Here is a 17,333-nt window from a genome sequence, read left to right on the forward strand (position 1 = left end):
CCTCGCTAGACTGCTTCATTACACAGAGATGACAGTCTGACGCTGCCATTATGAAATTGCAAGCCTTGGTTCAAACCGGTGTTTTGCTGGCTGGTTTTGATTATAAGCAGAAAAACGTGCTGAAATGCGAGACGTCAGCGCTCGGCAAATGCCCTCACTGTCAAGCCTGCGGACCATACTCCAAAGACCCGCTCAGTCGTCGGTAATAATTTAGGCATTCTGAGGGAGGCAAATTGCCCCATTTCGGTCAAACCATGGCCTGAATTGAATGGAATATTGCTATTGTCAATTGATGCCTAGGCACCAAGATGACCCGGTCCGGTGCATTGACCCTTTACCCCCAGCCCCCAATGCCCGGACCGGATCTCCCATCGGTTTCCCGATGAAGTCAATCCGATGACAAGATGACGTTCGCTCCCACGATAGCAGATGGATTTCCAGACGCATCGGTCGTCTGAAGCAGGATAGCGCAACCACCTTTTTTTGCTTTCTGCATCACGCTCGCCGGAAGTTTTACCGTCATCGCATTTCCTTCCCACATTCCCACCGTCTGTACGTCGTAGACGCTGTGCCAGTAGGAAATTTGCTTCCCCTGGTTTTCGCCTTTTTGCACGTCAACGACTTGTTCTCTTGTGAAATAAGCCACGATGACATCGGCTTTGCCTGTCCCGGAGCCAATGTCGATCTCTATCTCATCGGCAACACGTTGCGCTTTGACGGGGACATTCAGCCCCTCCCCCGCACGACTGAACGTATCAAGCCTATTGTAGATGGTCTGAATGTCCGCGCCCTTTACATGGTCGCGACCGTTTACCACGGCTTGAGGCGTATAGACGTTGTTGCGCCCCAGTGCGCGGGCATAACCGTACTGCCGCTCCGTGTTTTCCTTAGATGCCAGAGAATCCGCCCAGCCGAGATAATTCCAGTAATCCACGTGGTAGGAGAGCCCAACCACATCGCCATTCTGTATGAGTTTACGCAAAGTTGCATCAGCCGGCGGGCATGACGCACATCCCTGCGACGTAAAGAGTTCCACGACGCCTTTCAGCTTTTCCTGCGCAAATGCGGGTTGACCGACAAAGGCACCGAGCAGGCAAAGCGAAACAGCAAATCTCATAGGTCCGTTTTTTCGAGACCCGGTTGTCAGCGGCATTACAAGAACCCTTGTCTGGAAGACTATCCAGACAATTGATGCAATCAATATATGTCAGGATGCAAGACGGAAAATAGCGCCTAAGGGCATTCAAGAGAAAGTCACGATGGGGTGAGGACGGCCAAAAAAGCCGTCATCAACCTCAAGTACTGCGATGGTAAACCCATCATTCGGTTTCGCGTGCCGCCCCTTATCGCATCTTCAGCGCGGAATCCCAATGCTCGTCAGCCTTGCCATCCACAAACCGCCAGGTATCGAACCAGGTAGTCGTGTACGTCTTGTTGGGATCCTTTGGGTCCGGTGCCTCGTGTACGAAACCAACCGTTACCAGATCTCCCTCGGCAGTGACGAAAGCTACAGGTGATTTGATCTTTTCGGGGATCGGCTTGGGTTGTACTTTCAGAACTTCCGTAAAGAATTTCACCACGCCATCACGCCCGGACGCGGCATTGGGATTGTGCTGAATATAGCGCTCCGTCAGATATTGGTCGGCCATGTCCCAGCGTCCGGCCTCCAGAAGATCACGAATGATCTTGTAAGCGACCTGCTTGTTGGCGTGTAGTTTTGGATCGGGGCTGGTGAACAGAGCCTCTGCGTCAGGCGCCCTCACGACTGCTTCCTGCGCATGCAAAGACTGCACACCGCTCAAGGGTAGCGCAGCGAAGCTGGCGAGGGTCAGAATGGTTATCTTTGCAATGAAGCCGGTCATGGTCGTCTCCTGAATATTGCCATCGCAACGATATTCATAAGGCGACTAAACCGGCTTCAAAAGAAGGCACATTTTCGACCTCTGGTTACCAAATGGGAACCAGAGGTCTAGTTGTCATGCTGTGCTTGAAGACTGAGTCTTCGTCTGCGATGCGATCATCCGACCAGCAATAATGACGAGAACGCCAGCGACCGCCAGGCATGCGGCAAGGAAGAACATGGGCGCAATCGTGCTTCCTGTCTGATCCTTGATCCACGGAACGACGTTCTGCGCAATGAAGCCACCGAGATTGCCGACCGAGTTGATTGCGGCAAGACCCGCTGCGGCGCCCGCGCCCTTCAGGAAACGTCCAGGCAGGCTCCAGAACACCGGCTGACCGGCGAAGATGCCACCGGCAGCGATGCAAAGAAACGCGAACTGCAGCACCGGCTGGGAAACGAGCGCCGACATCAGCAGGCAGAACGCGCCGGTAAAGGCGGGACCCACGATATAGATGGTCTTCTTTTCGGAACGGTCAGCGGCATTGGGAATGACGTAAAGCGCGACGGCCACGACGATCCATGGAATGATGTTGATGAAGCCGTTTGCCGTGTTGGAAACGCCGAAGCTCTTCACGATGGTCGGCAGCCAGTAGCTGAGCCCGTAGGCCGCCAAGGGGAAGCCGATGTAGCACAACGACATAAACAAGACGCGCGGATTGATGAGCGCGCGAAAGCCGTCTTCTGCATGCTCTTCCATGCCGGAATTTTCAGAGGCGATGCGCTGCTTCAGCCAGTCCTTTTCAGGCTGGGTCAGGAACTTTGCCTTCTCCGGCGTATCATCCAGATAAAAAATCGTTACGATACCGGCGATAACAGCCGGAATGCCGGTGGCAAGGAAGACCCATTCCCAGCCCGCATAACCGAAAAGGCCGTCCAAATCCAACAGCATGCCGCCGAGCGGCGCACCGATGGCATTGGCCAGCGCGCTGAAAATCATAAACAGGCCGACCATGCGTGCGCGATAATCACGTGGGAACCAGATGGTGAGGAGATAGAGAACGCCGGGGAAGAAACCTGCCTCACACACGCCGAGTAGAAAACGAAGGATGTAAAACATCGTAGGGCTGCTGGTGTAGGCCAAAGCGATGGTCACCATTCCCCAGGAAATGATGATGCGGGCAAACCAGCGGCTGGCACCGAAACGGGTGAGGAGCAGGTTGCTGGGAACCTCGAATATGAAGTAGCCGATGAAGAAAAGCGAAGCGCCCAGACCATAGGCATATTCGCTCAGGCCAAGGTCGCCAACCATCTGCAACTTGGCATAGCTGACATTCTGCCGGTCAATATAGGCTATCAGATAAAGAATGCCGAGAAACGGCATGAGCCGCCATGTAATTTTGGAAATAAGTTCTTTTTCAGATACCATAGACGTATCCTCCCTGTCGGTTGCGAAAACCGCGAACCCACGAGGCCACGGCTGTAGACGGCGCACCACCACCAAAAACTGCGGCAATTTTTGTCGCAACGCAGCAATTTGAAGGCGCTGTATTTTGCAATGCACAAAAAAACGGCGAGTTAAAGGTAGTCCGGAAGTAAATTTGCTGTGGGCGAGCAATATTGCTGTTGATAAGCCGATCTGCTATGAACGGCTTATGGGATCGAAATTCAGATGTCTCTCGTCAAATATTTTCGTGCTGCAGGATCACAAGCGTCTGCCGGCACGGTTTTTCGCGCGCATCGCCGGGGCGCTCAACAGCCGACTTACGTTCGCCTGATGGCCCGATAAGGCTGTCAGCCTTTATTCCACGACCCAATTCCTGTTTTCAAAAAATCGAATGGATAAAGCCATGAGCGCACCGCGTACTCTGTATGATAAAATCTGGGACGATCACGTCGTCAACCGTGATCCTGATGGCACCTGTCTTCTCTACATCGACCGTCACCTGGTACATGAGGTGACGTCGCCGCAGGCCTTCGAAGGCTTGCGTATGGCCGGTCGCCCCGTCCATTCGCCCACCCGCACACTGGCCGTGGTGGACCATAATGTTCCAACGACTGCCGACCGTCTGGAAGGCATCAAGAACGAAGAGAGCCGCATTCAGGTCGAAGCGCTAGCGCAAAACGCTGCCGAGTTCGGTGTCGAATATTATTCCGAGCGCGACAAGCGCCAGGGGATCGTCCATATCGTCGGGCCTGAGCAGGGCTTCACGCTGCCGGGCATGACAATCGTCTGTGGCGATAGTCATACTTCAACCCACGGCGCTTTCGGCGCTCTTGCCCATGGTATCGGTACGTCTGAGGTTGAGCATGTTCTGGCGACGCAGACGCTGATCCAGAAGAAAGCCAAGAACATGCTGGTGCGTGTGGATGGCAAAGTGCCGGAAGGTGTGACGGCAAAGGACATCATCCTTGCCATCATCGGTGAAATCGGTACCGCTGGCGGCACGGGCCACGTAATTGAATTCGCAGGCGAAGCGATCCGCTCGCTCTCCATGGAAGGCCGCATGACGGTCTGCAACATGACGATCGAGGGCGGCGCGCGCGCTGGTCTGATCGCGCCGGATGAAACAACCTTCGACTACATCAAGGATAAGCCGCGTGCGCCGAAGGGCGAAGCGCTAGATCAGGCCATTGCCTATTGGAAAACGCTGAAGTCCGACGAAGGCGCGCATTACGACAAAGTTGTTGTTCTGGATGCAGCCAACCTGCCGCCCATCGTTTCCTGGGGTTCTTCGCCGGAAGATGTCGTTTCGGTTCAGGGCATCGTTCCCAACCCGGATGACATCAGCGAAGAGAACAAGCGCAACTCCAAATGGCGCGCGCTGGACTATATGGGCCTGAAGCCCGGTACGAAGATGACGGATATCGCCATCGACCGCGTCTTCATCGGTTCCTGCACCAATGGGCGCATCGAGGATCTGCGTGCCGCCGCCAAGGTTGTGGAAGGCCGCAAGGTTGCGCCAACCGTGTCAGCGATGATCGTTCCGGGCTCCGGCCTTGTGAAGGAGCAGGCGGAAAAGGAAGGTCTGGACAAGGTTTTCCTCGATGCCGGTTTCGAGTGGCGTGAGCCTGGCTGTTCCATGTGCCTTGCCATGAATGACGACCGTCTGGCACCTGGCGAACGTTGCGCCTCGACCTCAAACCGTAACTTCGAGGGCCGTCAGGGTTACAAGAGCCGCACGCATCTGGTCTCGCCGGCAATGGCGGCTGCCGCTGCCATTGCCGGTCATTTCGTCGATGTGCGTGAGTGGCAGTAAAAGCGATTTCGCTTGAGAAACTTTGCACCCTCGGATCGCTCCGGGGGTGTTTTGTTTAGGGCTGGCGGCTGGTAATTCTTCCGCAGTTCCGCCATATAGAGGCAAAATGCGCGAGAGATGCCGCGCCAATCTCGAACAGGTTCATATCATGACGCAGACGGTCGAATTCGCAAAGATGAACGGGCTTGGCAACAAGATCCTCGTTGTCGATATGCGTGGCCGAAAAGACATGGTGACCCCGCAGGCCGCCATTGCCTTGAATGCGGATGCCGACACGGCCTTTGATCAGATCATGGCGATCCACGATCCGCGCGTGGACGGCACGGATGCCTATATCGATATCTTGAATTGCGATGGCACCAAGGCTCAGGCCTGTGGCAACGGCACGCGTTGCGTCGTGCAGGCTTTGGCGTCCGAGACCGGCAAAAAGGCTTTCACCTTTCAGACTGTGGCGGGCATTCTGAATGCCACCGAGCATGCGGACGGCATGATTTCGGTCGACATGGGAATGCCACGTTTCCGCTGGAGCGACATTCCGTTGGCCGAAGAGTTTCACGATACCAGTCGCATCGAATTGCAGATCGGGCCAATCGACAATCCGCTGCTGCACTCCCCTGCCGCTATGTCCATGGGCAATCCACATGCCGTCTTCTGGGTGGATCACGATCCCATGGAATTCGATCTAGAGCGGATCGGGCCGCTGCTCGAAAGCCATCCGATGTTTCCGGAAAAGGCCAATATCACTCTGGCGCAGGTCATGTCCGATAGCGCGCTGCGTACGCGCACATTCGAGCGTGGGGCGGGTCTGACGCTTGCCTGCGGTTCCGCCGCTTGCGCCGCTGCCGTCTCTGCTGCGAGGACCGGTCGTACGGGTCGCACGGTTGAGATCGATGTTGCTTCGAGCCCGGTGCGTATTCCGCTAACTATCGAATGGCGTGAGGACAATCACGTCATCATGACCGGCCCTGCCGAATGGGAATGGGCCGGACGGGTCGATCCGGTGACTGGCAACTGGGCGCGGGATATTGAGGCTCGGCAGGAGGCATTATGAGCGGTGTCGAGGTCATAACCTTCGGCTGCCGCCTCAATACCTATGAATCGGAAGTGATGCGGGCCGAGGCCGAGAAGGCAGGGCTCAACAATGCGGTACTGGTCAACACCTGTGCGGTGACGGGTGAAGCCGTGCGTCAGGCGCGCCAGGCCATTCGTCGTGCGCGGCGAGATAATCCGCATGCGCGCATCATCGTCACGGGCTGCGCGGCGCAAACAGAAAAGCAGACCTTCGCGGACATGCCGGAAGTGGATGCGGTGCTGGGCAATGAGGAAAAGCTAAAAAGCACCTCCTATCGTGCGCTGCCGGATTTTGGCGTCTCTGCGGAAGAAAAGCTTCGCGTCAACGACATCATGAGCGTGAAGGCCACTGCGCCGCAGATGGTGAAGCACATCGATGGGCATGTGCGGGCCTTCATTCAGGTGCAGAATGGCTGTGACCATCGCTGCACCTTCTGCATCATCCCCTATGGTCGCGGCAATTCCCGCTCGGTTCCCATGGGTGCTGTCGTGGAGCAAGCGCGCAAGCTTACCGAAAGCGGCTATCGCGAAATCGTGCTGACCGGCGTCGATGCTACCAGCTACGGCGCAGATCTTCCCGGCGAGCCGTCGCTTGGTTATCTCGCAAAAACGCTGCTGAAACAGGTCCCGGATATTCTGCGGCTTCGGCTGTCGTCCATCGATAGTATCGAGGCGGACAGGCATCTGATGGATTTGATTGCGGATGAAGAGCGCTTCATGCCACATCTGCATCTGTCGCTCCAGCATGGCGATGACATGATCCTGAAACGCATGAAGCGTCGCCATTTGCGTGACGATGCCGTTCGTTTCTGTCGTGACGTCCGGGCTCTGCGTCCCGACATCGCCTTCGGTGCGGATATGATTGCGGGGTTCCCGACCGAAACCGAGGAGATGGCTGAGAATGCGGCAACGCTTGCTGAAGAATGCGGCATTTCCAACCTTCACGTCTTCCCCTACAGCCCGCGCCCCGGAACACCTGCTGCCCGCATGCCGCAACTGGACCGAGCCTTGATCAAGGAGCGTGCCGCAAAATTACGTGAACGTGGCGAATTATTGCGGTACGCGCATCTAGACGGCATGGTTGGTAGTGAGCAGACTATTCTCGTTGAGAACAATGGGTTTGCACATACGGACAACTTTACGCTCGTTTCTGCCCCTGATCTTCTGCCCCGCACACTTGCGCGGGTGATCATTACCGGTCACAACGGTAAGCACTTGAATATACAATATCTGGCGGCGGAAGCGGCCTGAAGAATTAAGAGACGGAACAGTCATGGCCCTCGGCTTCATCAAAAAAGTCTTTTCGTTCGGCAAGGACAAGACTGAAACGGATAAGCCAGAGGGCGAAGACGCCGTTCAGCAGCAGGATGACAACCTCTCTTTTGAAGAGGTTTTGACGGAAGCCGAAGCCCACGCAGTTCTGGCCAACGACCCGGTTTCCGATCTGGAGATGGAAACGGCTGGCGGGCCAGCCTCAGATGCGGTCGAGCCAGAACAGACAATCGAGCCCGTATCTGCCGAAGAGGACGAAGAGCCACCTCTCCTTCCCGGCACCGAGCAGGTCGGTGATATCGGCATGGTGCCGTTGTCGCTGCTCGAAGCCGAAGCGGCAGCGAGCGAGACTGTTGATAGCGCAACAACGGTCGAGATTTCGCCAGACGCCCCGCTCGATGAAACGGCGATGGACGATCTGCTCGATGAGGCAGAAGCTGCCAACACAGAGTTGGACGTCTCGGCCACCTCTACCGTTCCCGCTACTCTGCCGAAGGGCTTCTCCTCTGCTGCTGATCGGGTAGAGCCTGTCGAGGTCGCTCCTCAAGCAAAGCTGACATGGTTCCAGCGCCTGCGCGCCGGTCTTGCCCGCACCTCTTCGCAGCTCACGAGCCAGATCTCAGCGCTGTTTACAAAGCGCAAGCTGGATGACGATACGCTGGACGAGCTGGAAGATCTACTGATCCAGTCTGATCTGGGTGTCGAGACAGCCATGCGTATTACCGGTGCGCTGTCTTCCGAGCGCTACGGCAAGGATGTGAGCGGCGAAGACGTTGCCAAGATAATGGCGGCAGAGATCACCAAGGTTCTGACGCCGGTCGCTAAGCCATTGGAGCTCGATCTTTCGCATAAGCCGCATGTCATTCTCGTTGTTGGCGTCAACGGCACTGGCAAAACCACGACCATCGGCAAGCTCGCGGCCAAGCTGTCAGGCTCCGGTCTCAAGGTCATGCTGGCGGCTGGAGATACATTCCGTGCGGCCGCCATCGAGCAGCTGAAAATCTGGGCGGATCGCACCGGCTCCGAATTTATCGGCACCAAGCTTGGTGCGGATGCGGCGGGGCTTGCTTACGACGCCTATGAGCAGGCAAGGGCGAAGAAAAGCGATGTGTTGATCATCGATACGGCCGGTCGCCTCCAGAACAAGACGGAGTTGATGGCTGAGCTGGAGAAGATCGTGCGCGTGCTCTCCAAACTCGATCCTGAAGCACCGCACACCGTGCTTCAGACGCTGGATGCGACGACAGGACAGAACGCGATGAACCAGGTGGAGATTTTCCGCAATGTTGCGGGCGTCTCGGGCCTGATTATGACAAAATTGGATGGCACGGCGCGCGGCGGTATCCTCGTTGCCATCGCTGCCAAGCATAAGCTGCCGGTCTATTTCATCGGCGTTGGCGAAGGCGTGGACGATCTGGAGCCTTTCGAAGCCGACGATTTCGCCAATGCGATTGCAGGAGTTTGAGTATGGACGTGGAAAGCAATCAGCGTGAAAGTGAAAAGATGGTGCGGGAAATCAGCCCGCTCCTGAAGTTTGCGCTGGAACTTGGTCCGCTTCTGATTTTCTTCTTTGCCAATTCCCGCGGCGATTGGCTGGCGGAAAAGCTCCCTGTTCTGCATGAATTCGGTGGCCCAATCTTCATCGCCACCGGTCTTTTCATGATCGCGACGGCGGTGGCGCTTACCGTGTCCTGGGTTCTGACCAGAACACTGCCGATGATGCCGCTGATTTCCGGTATCGTCGTCCTCGTATTCGGTGCGCTGACGCTCTATTTGCAGAACGACACCTTCATTAAAATGAAGCCGACCATCGTCAACAGCCTGTTTGGCGTTATCCTTCTCGGCGGCCTCCTGTTTGGCCAGTCCCTGCTCGGTTATGTTTTTAATTCCGCCTTCAAGTTGACGGACGAGGGCTGGCGTAAGCTGACTCTGCGCTGGGGTATCTTCTTCCTGTTTCTCGCGGTGTTGAACGAAGTCGTCTGGCGCAATTTCACCACCGACCAATGGGTCGCCTTCAAGGTGTGGGGCACCATGCCGATAACCATCATCTTCACCATGGCCCAGATGCCGCTGGTCATGCGCCACTCGCTTGAGCCTTTGATGAAAGACAAGGAATGAGTTCTACCAACCCCGCTGCCGCTCGCCCTTCGCATCATCTCTGGTTTGGCGTTGCGGCTGCGCTGCTGCTGGCGTAGGTTCTCATTCTCCATTTCATGGGCCGCATTCCGATCTGTGAATGCGGTTACGTAAAGCTGTTCGAGCCGGGTGTGAATACGCCGGGCAATTCCCAGCACATTGCAGACTGGTACACTCCGTCTCACATCATTCACGGCTTCCTGTTCTACTGGTTTGCATGGCTGCTGTTTCGCAAAAAGCCGCTCTCCTTCAGGCTATCCGCCGCCGTGCTCGTGGAAGCGACATGGGAAATCCTGGAAAATTCACCGATCATCATCGACCGCTACCGAACCGCCACAATGGCGCTTGGCTATAGCGGTGACAGCATTCTGAATTCAGCGATGGATACAGTGTTTATGGCGCTTGGCTTCCTTTTCGCCGCCCGCGTACCGGTCTGGCTCACCGTCATCGTCGCCATCTTCTTCGAGCTTTTTACCGGATGGTTGATCCGCGACAACCTAACCCTGAACGTACTGATGCTGATCTCGCCAATCGATGCGATCCGTGAATGGCAGAATGCGCTTCCCGCCGCGTAGCTCGTCATCGCCGGCCGGTAAGGCGGATGCTTTATTAAGAAAAACCGGTTACTTGGTTGCGCAGTAAATGTACCCTTTTGCGTAAAGACCGAGCTCGTGCAGGATAATTTCGCCTATCTGCTGCCTTTTATCATGATCACCTTTGGCGTGATGTTTCTTGGTCTGCAAGCAATCGGTTTTCGCCCGGGTCGCTACTGGGGGCTGGGCTATCTGTCGGCAGCAAGCGGCTTTGCACTGCCAATGGTGCTGACCGACAATTTTCTTCTGGTACAGGCCGTTCTCTCCAACATACTTTTCTTCTCAGCCTTCTTTTTTTACGGTCATGCGCTTCTCGTGCAGTTCGAGGTAAAAACGCATGTAAGGGCCAGGATTGGCTTCGCTATCGCTGGCTTCCTTGCCGTCAGTTTCTTTATCTTCGTTCAACCGAACCTGAGAAATGGACTCGCCACGAGCGATATCATGATCGCGCTTCTTCTTGCTCCGTCCGTATGGCTCGTCCGGCACAAAGTGCGGAACGTTATGGACAGAATTCTGCTAGCGTCAGTGGCACTGGTGGTGTTGGAAACCGTGACACGCGTGACCTTGTTGCTTTTGATGACGAGTAGCACGTCGATGGAAAGCCTCGACACCTATCTTTCATCAGAATACGCTTATCTTGTGCAATTCGCCGCCAGTATCTTCGGCTTCTTAATGGCGGTGTCAGTTCTTGGAAGCGCTGTGGCAAAGGTTTTGGAACAGCATCGTTTTGCTGCGGAACACGACCCTTTGACCGGCCTCTTCAATCGCCGAGGCTTTGATCTCGCCGCGCCAGACTTCAGGTCACCAGAACCACCGAAAGGCGTGGCCCTCATGTGCGATATCGACCACTTCAAAACAGTCAATGATCGCTTCGGCCATGCCACGGGCGATCTCGTGATTATCGCTCTGGCGGAACTGCTGAAGGAACGACTGCCACCAAACGCCAAAATCGCGCGGTTCGGCGGTGAGGAATTCGTTGCCTTCGTTCCTGATTTACACGCTTCCGAAGTCGCCGTTCTGGCAAATATGGTTCGCAGCGCCTTCTCATCCCGCGACTGGTCTGGAAGCAATGTGCTTGGGCAGATTACATCCAGTTTCGGCATCTCGTCACTCGCGCGCGGGGATCATTCGATCCACGATGCTATTTCCCGGGCAGATGGATTTTTATACAAGGCCAAGGAAAACGGACGAAATCAGGTCGTGCAGGAAGGTATACCTCTTCTTTACGGCTCGAATTCGGGCATCAAGCTTAAAGCGATCAAGATGCCTGGCTCCTGACCGGGCCAATCTCAGCTTCCCGCCAGAGCGTTCTCGATTGCCGGAATCAAGTCCCGCTCGTAGGTCACAGTATCGATGGGGCCGACCTTCTTGTAAATAATGGTACCGTCCGCACCGACAAGATAGGTTTCCGGAATGCCGTAAACGCCCCAGTCGATCGCCGATTTGCCGTTGGGATCGATACCGATCGCATCGTAGGGATTTCCGAGTTCGCCAAGGAAACGAAGGGCGTTATCTTGTTTGTCCTTATAGTTGATGCCAACAATGTTGAGGCGCTCATCCTTTGCCAGCTCTTTCAGCATCGGATGCTCCTGCCTGCATGGCACGCACCACGAAGCAAAGACATTGACGATGGTCAGCTTGCCCTTGATTGCGGCGTCCGTCAGCGCGGGCACATTCGAACCTTCGAGCGGCGGCAAGGAGAGTGATGGTGCTTTCGTGCCGATCAGCGCCGATGGAATGGCGCTGACGTCCAGACCGTTGACGTCCTGCTCATACAGCATCTTGGCCGCAACCACCGCAAAGCCCGAAAAGGCAAGTAGCGGCAGGAGAGCGAGCGCAAAACGCGATTTGCTGCGGGCTTTGCCAGGCGTGCTTTCGTTCGTCATGCTTCAGGCGTCTCCGCTGCTGCTGATCTGGAACGGCGGCGAATACCGGACGCCTCCAGCTCTGCCAGTTCCTTGCGACGTGCAGCACCATCGAACCAGACCCAGGCGATCAGGCCGAAGCTGATAAGTCCGGTCATGGCGTAAGACATGGTGATGTAAAATATATGGGTCACTGCTTTACCTCGCCCTGCTGGCAGCCCGTGCTGCCAAACGCCGTAACACGGCAACCCGCCTTCGCAGGATTTCATTTCGAATGGCGGCAATGTGCAGCGTAAAGAACAGAAGCGTGAATCCGACGGCCATGGTCAGCAAAGGCCAGAGAAACTCGGGATCGACGGCGGGGCCATCCATTCGGATGATGCTGGCCGGCTGGTGCAGTGTATTCCACCACTCAACCGAAAACTTGATGATTGGGATATTGACGGAACCCGCAAGGATGAGAACGGCGCTGACGCGCGCTGCCTTGGATGGATCATCCATCGCCCTGTTGAAGGCTATGAGGCCAAGATACATCAAGAAGAGAATGAAGACTGACGTCAGTCTGGCATCCCACACCCACCATGTTCCCCACATGGGCTTTCCCCAAAGGGAACCGGTGATGAGCGCTATCAGCGTGAAGGCAGCGCCGATGGGTGCCGCGGCCTTGTGGCTGACATCTGCCAGTGGATGACGCCAGACCAGCGTTCCAATGGCAGAAAGCGCCATCACGGTGTAGCACATCATTGCCAGCCAAGCAGCGGGAACGTGGACATACATGATGCGCACGGTGTCGCCTTGCTGATAATCTCCTTCGGTGGTGAAGGCCATATAAAGACCGAAGATGAGACAGAGCGCCGACAGCACTGCAAGCCACGGGAGAATGCGCGAAGCCAGCGCCAGAAACCGGGTCGGGTTGGCGAGATCGCTGAGTTTGGTAATAGCAAGACTTGTATCGTTCATGGCGTTCTCTGATGCGCAGCCTGGCCCGTTCTACATTGACGAAAGAGACGCTGCAATTGATCCTTGTCAATCCGAAGAAGCGCGAAGCGCCAAAACCGCGAACAACGGGCCGATGACCGATGAAAAGAGCGTGATCGCGATAAGAATAAGAAAAGGTGGCATGAAGGGCGCAGGGTCCTGAACGGCAGCATAGGATGCGCTGACACCGAATATGAGCACGGGTATGGCGAGCGGCAGGACAAGAATGGAAACGAGCAGTCCGCCGCGTGGAAGAGCGACGGCGACTGCCGCTCCCACGGCACCAATAAATGTTAGCGCAGGCGAGCCGACAAACAGGGTCAACATGACCGCGCCGATAGCGACTTCGCTCATATTCATAAAGAGACCGAGAAGCGGCGAGGCAATGACCAGTGGCAGGCTCGTTGCCGTCCAGTGCGCGAGGCATTTGACAAAGACAGTTAAAACCAGCGGGTTTTCATGCATGAGAATGAGGTCGAGAGAACCGTCATCGCGCTCGGCCTGAAACAGTCTATCGAGACCGAGTAGAGCCGCCAGCAACGCACCGATCCACACAATGGCAGGACCGATGCGAGACAGAAGATTGAGGTCTGGTCCGACACCGAAAGGAATGACGGCAACAACCGTCATGAAAAAGAGGACACCGATCAACGCGCCGCCGCCAGCCCGGATCGAGAGCTTGAGATCGCGGAGGAAAAGAGCAATCATCCCCAGGCCTCTACGCCAGCGAAGCTCGTCATCCGCAGTTCCTTCGCGTTTTCAAGTCCAAGAGGTTGGTGGGTAGCCGCGATCACGATGCCGCCTTTGGCAAGGTGAGCTTTCACGAGCCCGGTGAACATAATATCTGCACTTGTATCGAGCGCTGCGGTCGGTTCGTCCAGTATCCAGATTGGTCGCCAGGCGACGAGCAATTTTGCCATGGCGAATCGCCGTTGCTGACCGGCGGAAAGATAGCCGAAGGGAAGATGCGTTATACCCGACAATCCGACTGTTTCTGCCGCCTCCTCTATGGAGAGTGATGAGCCGCCGTTGAAATCGCCAAGAAATTTCTTCCAGAATGACAGGTTTTCAGAAACCGTCAGCTCCTGTTTCATGGCATTGCGGTGACCGAGGTAATGGCTCGCTTCGCAAGCGCGAGCGCCCTCTTCAAGTCCTTCGCCGGCTATCTTTACCACACCTAATTCGGCCTGAAGAAGCCCCGCAACAACCCTCAAAAGCGTGGATTTGCCGGAGCCGTTCGGCCCCGTCAGGACCAGAGCATCGCCATCCGTTAATTTGAGGGAAACGTTCATGAATATGAAATCTTCGCCCCGTTTGGCGCAGAGATTTTCCGCTATCAGATGCACCGCTTCGCCTCGTTTAAGATTTTAATCATCGCAATCGAAAAAAATATCGATTTAGGTCGTTTGTTGGTCTGGCACGTTTCGGCGAAATTATCTATATGGGTCTCAACCACGCCAGCGGTCGGCGTGATCATCATATAGCGCCGGACCTGCAGGTTGTCACAAGCAGCCTCTCGTGCGGACAGCGGAAATGACCGTACCCGCATCCTGATGTGCATGATAGTGCATAGGTGTCCGCACGCGCGTGTTGGCTATCAGAGGAAGCGGGGTTTTTAACCGTGGCCAAATCTATTGACAGTTTCAATTGTCGCTCCGTTCTTACCGTGGACGGTAAGGACTATGTTTATTACAGCCTGCCAAAGGCAGAGGCGAACGGCCTGAAGGGCGTTGCAAACCTTCCATATTCGATGAAGGTTCTGCTCGAAAACCTGCTGCGCAACGAAGACGGCCGTTCCGTTACCAAGGCAGATATCGAAGCCGTTGCCGCATGGCTGGAAAACAAGGGCCTCAAGGAAGCTGAAATCGCTTACCGCCCTGCCCGCGTTCTGATGCAGGACTTCACCGGCGTTCCTGCCGTGGTTGACCTCGCAGCCATGCGCGACGGCATCAAGAACCTCGGTGGCGACCCTGAGAAGATCAACCCGCTCGTGCCTGTCGATCTGGTCATCGACCACTCCGTCATCGTCGACGAATTCGGCACGCCGAATGCTTTCGCACGTAACGTTGAGCTGGAATATCAGCGTAACGGCGAGCGTTACCGCTTCCTAAAGTGGGGCCAGCAGGCGTTCAAGAACTTCCGCGTCGTTCCTCCGGGCACCGGCATCTGTCACCAGGTGAACTTCGAATATCTCGGCCAGACCGTCTGGACCAAGGAAGAAGATGGCGACACCATCGCTTATCCGGACACATGCGTCGGCACCGACAGCCACACGACCATGATCAATGGTCTGGGCGTTCTGGGTTGGGGCGTTGGCGGTATCGAAGCTGAAGCGGCCATGCTCGGCCAGCCGGTTTCCATGCTTCTGCCAGAAGTCATCGGCTTCAAGCTGACCGGCACGCTCAAGGAAGGCGTCACCGCGACCGACCTCGTTCTGACCGTCGTTCAGATGCTGCGCAAGAAGGGCGTTGTTTCCAAGTTCGTGGAATTCTTCGGCCCCGGCCTCGACACTCTGCCAGTTGCAGACCGCGCAACCATCGGCAACATGGGCCCGGAATACGGCGCGACCTGCGGTTTCTTCCCGGTCGACAACGCCACCGTCGGTTACCTCGACGTTTCCGGTCGCACCAAGGACCGTATCGCCCTGGTCGAAGCCTATTCGAAGGCTCAAGGCATGTGGCGCGACAATGACGGTTCGCAGCTCGTCTTCACCGACACGCTGGAACTCGACCTGAACGACGTCGTGCCTTCCATGGCTGGCCCGAAGCGTCCAGAAGGCCGCCTGCCGCTCGAAACCATTGCGCCTAACTTCGCAACGGCTCTTGAAAACGACTACAAGAAGCCCGGCCAGCTCTCCAACCGCTTCGCAGTGGAAGGCGAAAGCTTTGACCTTGGTCACGGCGATGTGGCGATTGCCGCCATCACCTCCTGCACCAACACGTCGAACCCATCTGTGCTGATCGCTGCTGGTCTTCTTGCTCGCAACGCGGTTGCCAAGGGTCTGAAGTCCAAGCCATGGGTGAAGACTTCGCTGGCACCGGGATCTCAGGTCGTTGGCGAATATCTCGAGAAGTCCGGTCTCCAGAAGGAGCTTGACGCACTCGGCTTCAACCTCGTCGGCTTTGGCTGCACGACCTGCATCGGCAACTCCGGTCCCCTGCCTGCGCCGATCTCCAAGACCATCAACGACAAGGGTCTGATCACGGCTGGCGTTCTTTCCGGCAACCGTAACTTCGAAGGCCGTATTTCTACTGACGTTCAGGCAAACTACCTCGCTTCTCCGCCTCTGGTCGTCGCTTACGCGCTCGCCGGTACGGTTCAAAAGGACCTGACCAAAGAGCCGCTCGGTGAAGACCGTGATGGCAACCCGGTTTACCTCAAGGACATCTGGCCAACCTCTGCCGAAGTGCAGGAGTTCATCCAGAAGTATGTCACCCGCGAACTGTTCGAAAGCAAGTATGCTGACGTATTCAAGGGCGACGAAAACTGGCAGGCGGTTCAGGTTCCAGACGGTCAGACTTACGCATGGGACGACCATTCGACCTATGTCCAGAACCCGCCATACTTCGTCGGCATGGGCAAGACCGGCTCCGGTCTCAAGGACATCAAGGGCGCGCGCGTTCTTGGCCTGTTCGGCGACAAGATCACCACCGACCACATTTCCCCGGCCGGTTCGATCAAGGCGGCTTCGCCAGCCGGTGCTTATCTCACGGACAATGGCGTCGCTGTTGCGGACTTTAACCAGTACGGAACGCGCCGTGGCAACCATGAAGTCATGATGCGCGGCACCTTCGCCAACATTCGCATCCGCAACCACATGCTCGGACCAAATGGCAAGGAAGGTGGTTACACCATCCACTATCCATCCAAGGAAGAGCTGTCGATCTACGATGCGGCAATGGCTTATAAGGAAGAGGGCGTTCCGCTGGTTATCTTTGCGGGCGTGGAATACGGCAACGGTTCTTCGCGTGACTGGGCTGCAAAGGGCACCAACCTGCTCGGCGTAAAGGCAGTCGTCGCACAGTCCTTCGAGCGTATTCACCGCTCCAACCTGGTCGGCATGGGCATTGTTCCATTCACCTTCCAGGACGGCACGACATGGGCAAGCCTCGGTCTCAAGGGTGATGAAATCGTCACCATTGAAGGGCTGGAAGGCGAGATCAAGCCGCGCGAAACGAAGATCGCCAAGATCACCTACTCCGACGGCACAGTGAAGGACGTTCCTCTGCTTTGCCGCATCGATACGCTCGATGAGGTGACCTACATGAACAACGGCGGCATTCTTCAGACCGTTCTGCGAGATCTGGCTGCCTAATCC

15 protein-coding genes and 1 pseudogene are annotated in these 17,333 nt (G+C 56.1%); 8 read left to right on the plus strand and 8 right to left on the minus strand.

Translation table 11 applies throughout. The annotated features are described in order from the left end of the window. Positions 1-388 precede the first annotated feature (388 nt). The 3 genes from G6L28_RS12015 to G6L28_RS12025 form a co-directional block, all read right to left on the minus strand. Entirely contained in the window at positions 389-1,117 is a 729-nt protein-coding gene (locus tag G6L28_RS12015; RefSeq protein ID WP_174064015.1) for a DUF1223 domain-containing protein, read from the minus strand. A 226-nt stretch (positions 1,118-1,343) separates the two neighbouring features. Beyond that, entirely contained in the window at positions 1,344-1,862 is a 519-nt protein-coding gene (locus tag G6L28_RS12020; protein WP_174064016.1) for a nuclear transport factor 2 family protein, read from the minus strand. 114 nt (positions 1,863-1,976) lie between these two features. Continuing rightward, positions 1,977-3,269, minus strand: coding sequence for an MFS transporter (locus G6L28_RS12025; RefSeq protein ID WP_174064017.1), 1,293 nt, complete (start codon positions 3,267-3,269; stop codon positions 1,977-1,979). Between the two features lie 421 nt (positions 3,270-3,690). On the opposite strand from G6L28_RS12025, the gene leuC reads away from it, so the two are divergent. The 7 genes and pseudogenes from leuC (at position 3,691) to G6L28_RS12060 (ending at position 11,450) form a co-directional block, all read left to right on the plus strand. Beyond that, positions 3,691-5,100: a 3-isopropylmalate dehydratase large subunit gene (leuC, locus tag G6L28_RS12030; RefSeq protein WP_174064018.1), complete on the plus strand. Its 1,410-nt coding sequence runs from the start codon at positions 3,691-3,693 to the stop codon at positions 5,098-5,100. Between the two features lie 148 nt (positions 5,101-5,248). Then, positions 5,249-6,151, plus strand: coding sequence for a diaminopimelate epimerase (gene dapF, locus G6L28_RS12035; protein ID WP_174064239.1), 903 nt, complete (start codon positions 5,249-5,251; stop codon positions 6,149-6,151). Next, on the plus strand, positions 6,148-7,422 hold the full coding sequence (gene mtaB, locus G6L28_RS12040) for a tRNA (N(6)-L-threonylcarbamoyladenosine(37)-C(2))-methylthiotransferase MtaB (protein WP_174064019.1): 1,275 nt from the start codon (positions 6,148-6,150) through the stop codon (positions 7,420-7,422). Before dapF ends, mtaB begins: the two co-directional genes overlap by 4 nt. 22 nt (positions 7,423-7,444) lie before the next feature. Then, positions 7,445-8,908, plus strand: coding sequence for a signal recognition particle-docking protein FtsY (ftsY, locus tag G6L28_RS12045; RefSeq protein WP_174064020.1), 1,464 nt, complete (start codon positions 7,445-7,447; stop codon positions 8,906-8,908). Between the two features lie 2 nt (positions 8,909-8,910). Continuing rightward, a complete protein-coding gene (locus G6L28_RS12050; RefSeq protein WP_174064021.1) occupies positions 8,911-9,561 on the plus strand; it encodes a septation protein A in 651 nt (216 codons plus the stop codon). After that, positions 9,558-10,154: pseudogene (locus tag G6L28_RS12055) on the plus strand (DUF2585 domain-containing protein). The gene G6L28_RS12050 and the pseudogene G6L28_RS12055 overlap by 4 nt, the downstream one beginning before the upstream one ends. A 96-nt stretch (positions 10,155-10,250) precedes the next feature. Then, positions 10,251-11,450, plus strand: a complete 1,200-nt coding sequence (locus G6L28_RS12060) for a diguanylate cyclase (RefSeq protein WP_174064023.1) — start codon at positions 10,251-10,253, stop codon at positions 11,448-11,450. An 11-nt stretch (positions 11,451-11,461) separates the two neighbouring features. Here G6L28_RS12060 and G6L28_RS12065 read toward each other — a convergent pair whose 3' ends face one another. The 5 genes from G6L28_RS12065 to ccmA all read right to left on the minus strand — a co-directional run bounded on the left by G6L28_RS12065 (position 11,462) and on the right by ccmA (position 14,361). Further along, the gene (locus tag G6L28_RS12065) at positions 11,462-12,058 is read right to left on the minus strand and encodes a DsbE family thiol:disulfide interchange protein (RefSeq protein ID WP_174064024.1); all 597 of its coding nucleotides are present in this window, start codon (positions 12,056-12,058) and stop codon (positions 11,462-11,464) included. Further along, on the minus strand, positions 12,055-12,231 hold the full coding sequence (gene ccmD, locus G6L28_RS22875) for a heme exporter protein CcmD (RefSeq protein WP_174064025.1): 177 nt from the start codon (positions 12,229-12,231) through the stop codon (positions 12,055-12,057). The genes G6L28_RS12065 and ccmD overlap by 4 nt, the downstream gene beginning before the upstream one ends. 4 nt (positions 12,232-12,235) lie before the next feature. Beyond that, positions 12,236-12,997: a heme ABC transporter permease gene (locus G6L28_RS12075; protein ID WP_174064026.1), complete on the minus strand. Its 762-nt coding sequence runs from the start codon at positions 12,995-12,997 to the stop codon at positions 12,236-12,238. A 66-nt stretch (positions 12,998-13,063) separates the two neighbouring features. Beyond that, positions 13,064-13,723: a heme exporter protein CcmB gene (gene ccmB, locus G6L28_RS12080; protein WP_174064027.1), complete on the minus strand. Its 660-nt coding sequence runs from the start codon at positions 13,721-13,723 to the stop codon at positions 13,064-13,066. Then, positions 13,720-14,361, minus strand: a complete 642-nt coding sequence (gene ccmA, locus G6L28_RS12085) for a heme ABC exporter ATP-binding protein CcmA (RefSeq protein ID WP_174064028.1) — start codon at positions 14,359-14,361, stop codon at positions 13,720-13,722. The genes ccmB and ccmA overlap by 4 nt, the downstream gene beginning before the upstream one ends. A 275-nt stretch (positions 14,362-14,636) precedes the next feature. Between ccmA and acnA the strand changes: the two genes are divergently transcribed. Further along, positions 14,637-17,330 carry an aconitate hydratase AcnA gene (acnA, locus tag G6L28_RS12090; protein ID WP_174064029.1) on the plus strand — a complete coding sequence of 898 codons (2,694 nt, stop codon included), beginning with the start codon at positions 14,637-14,639 and terminating at the stop codon, positions 17,328-17,330. Positions 17,331-17,333: the final 3 nt, after the last annotated feature.

Source organism: Agrobacterium larrymoorei (assembly GCF_013322225.1).
Classification (GTDB): Bacteria; Pseudomonadota; Alphaproteobacteria; order Rhizobiales; family Rhizobiaceae; genus Agrobacterium; species Agrobacterium larrymoorei_A.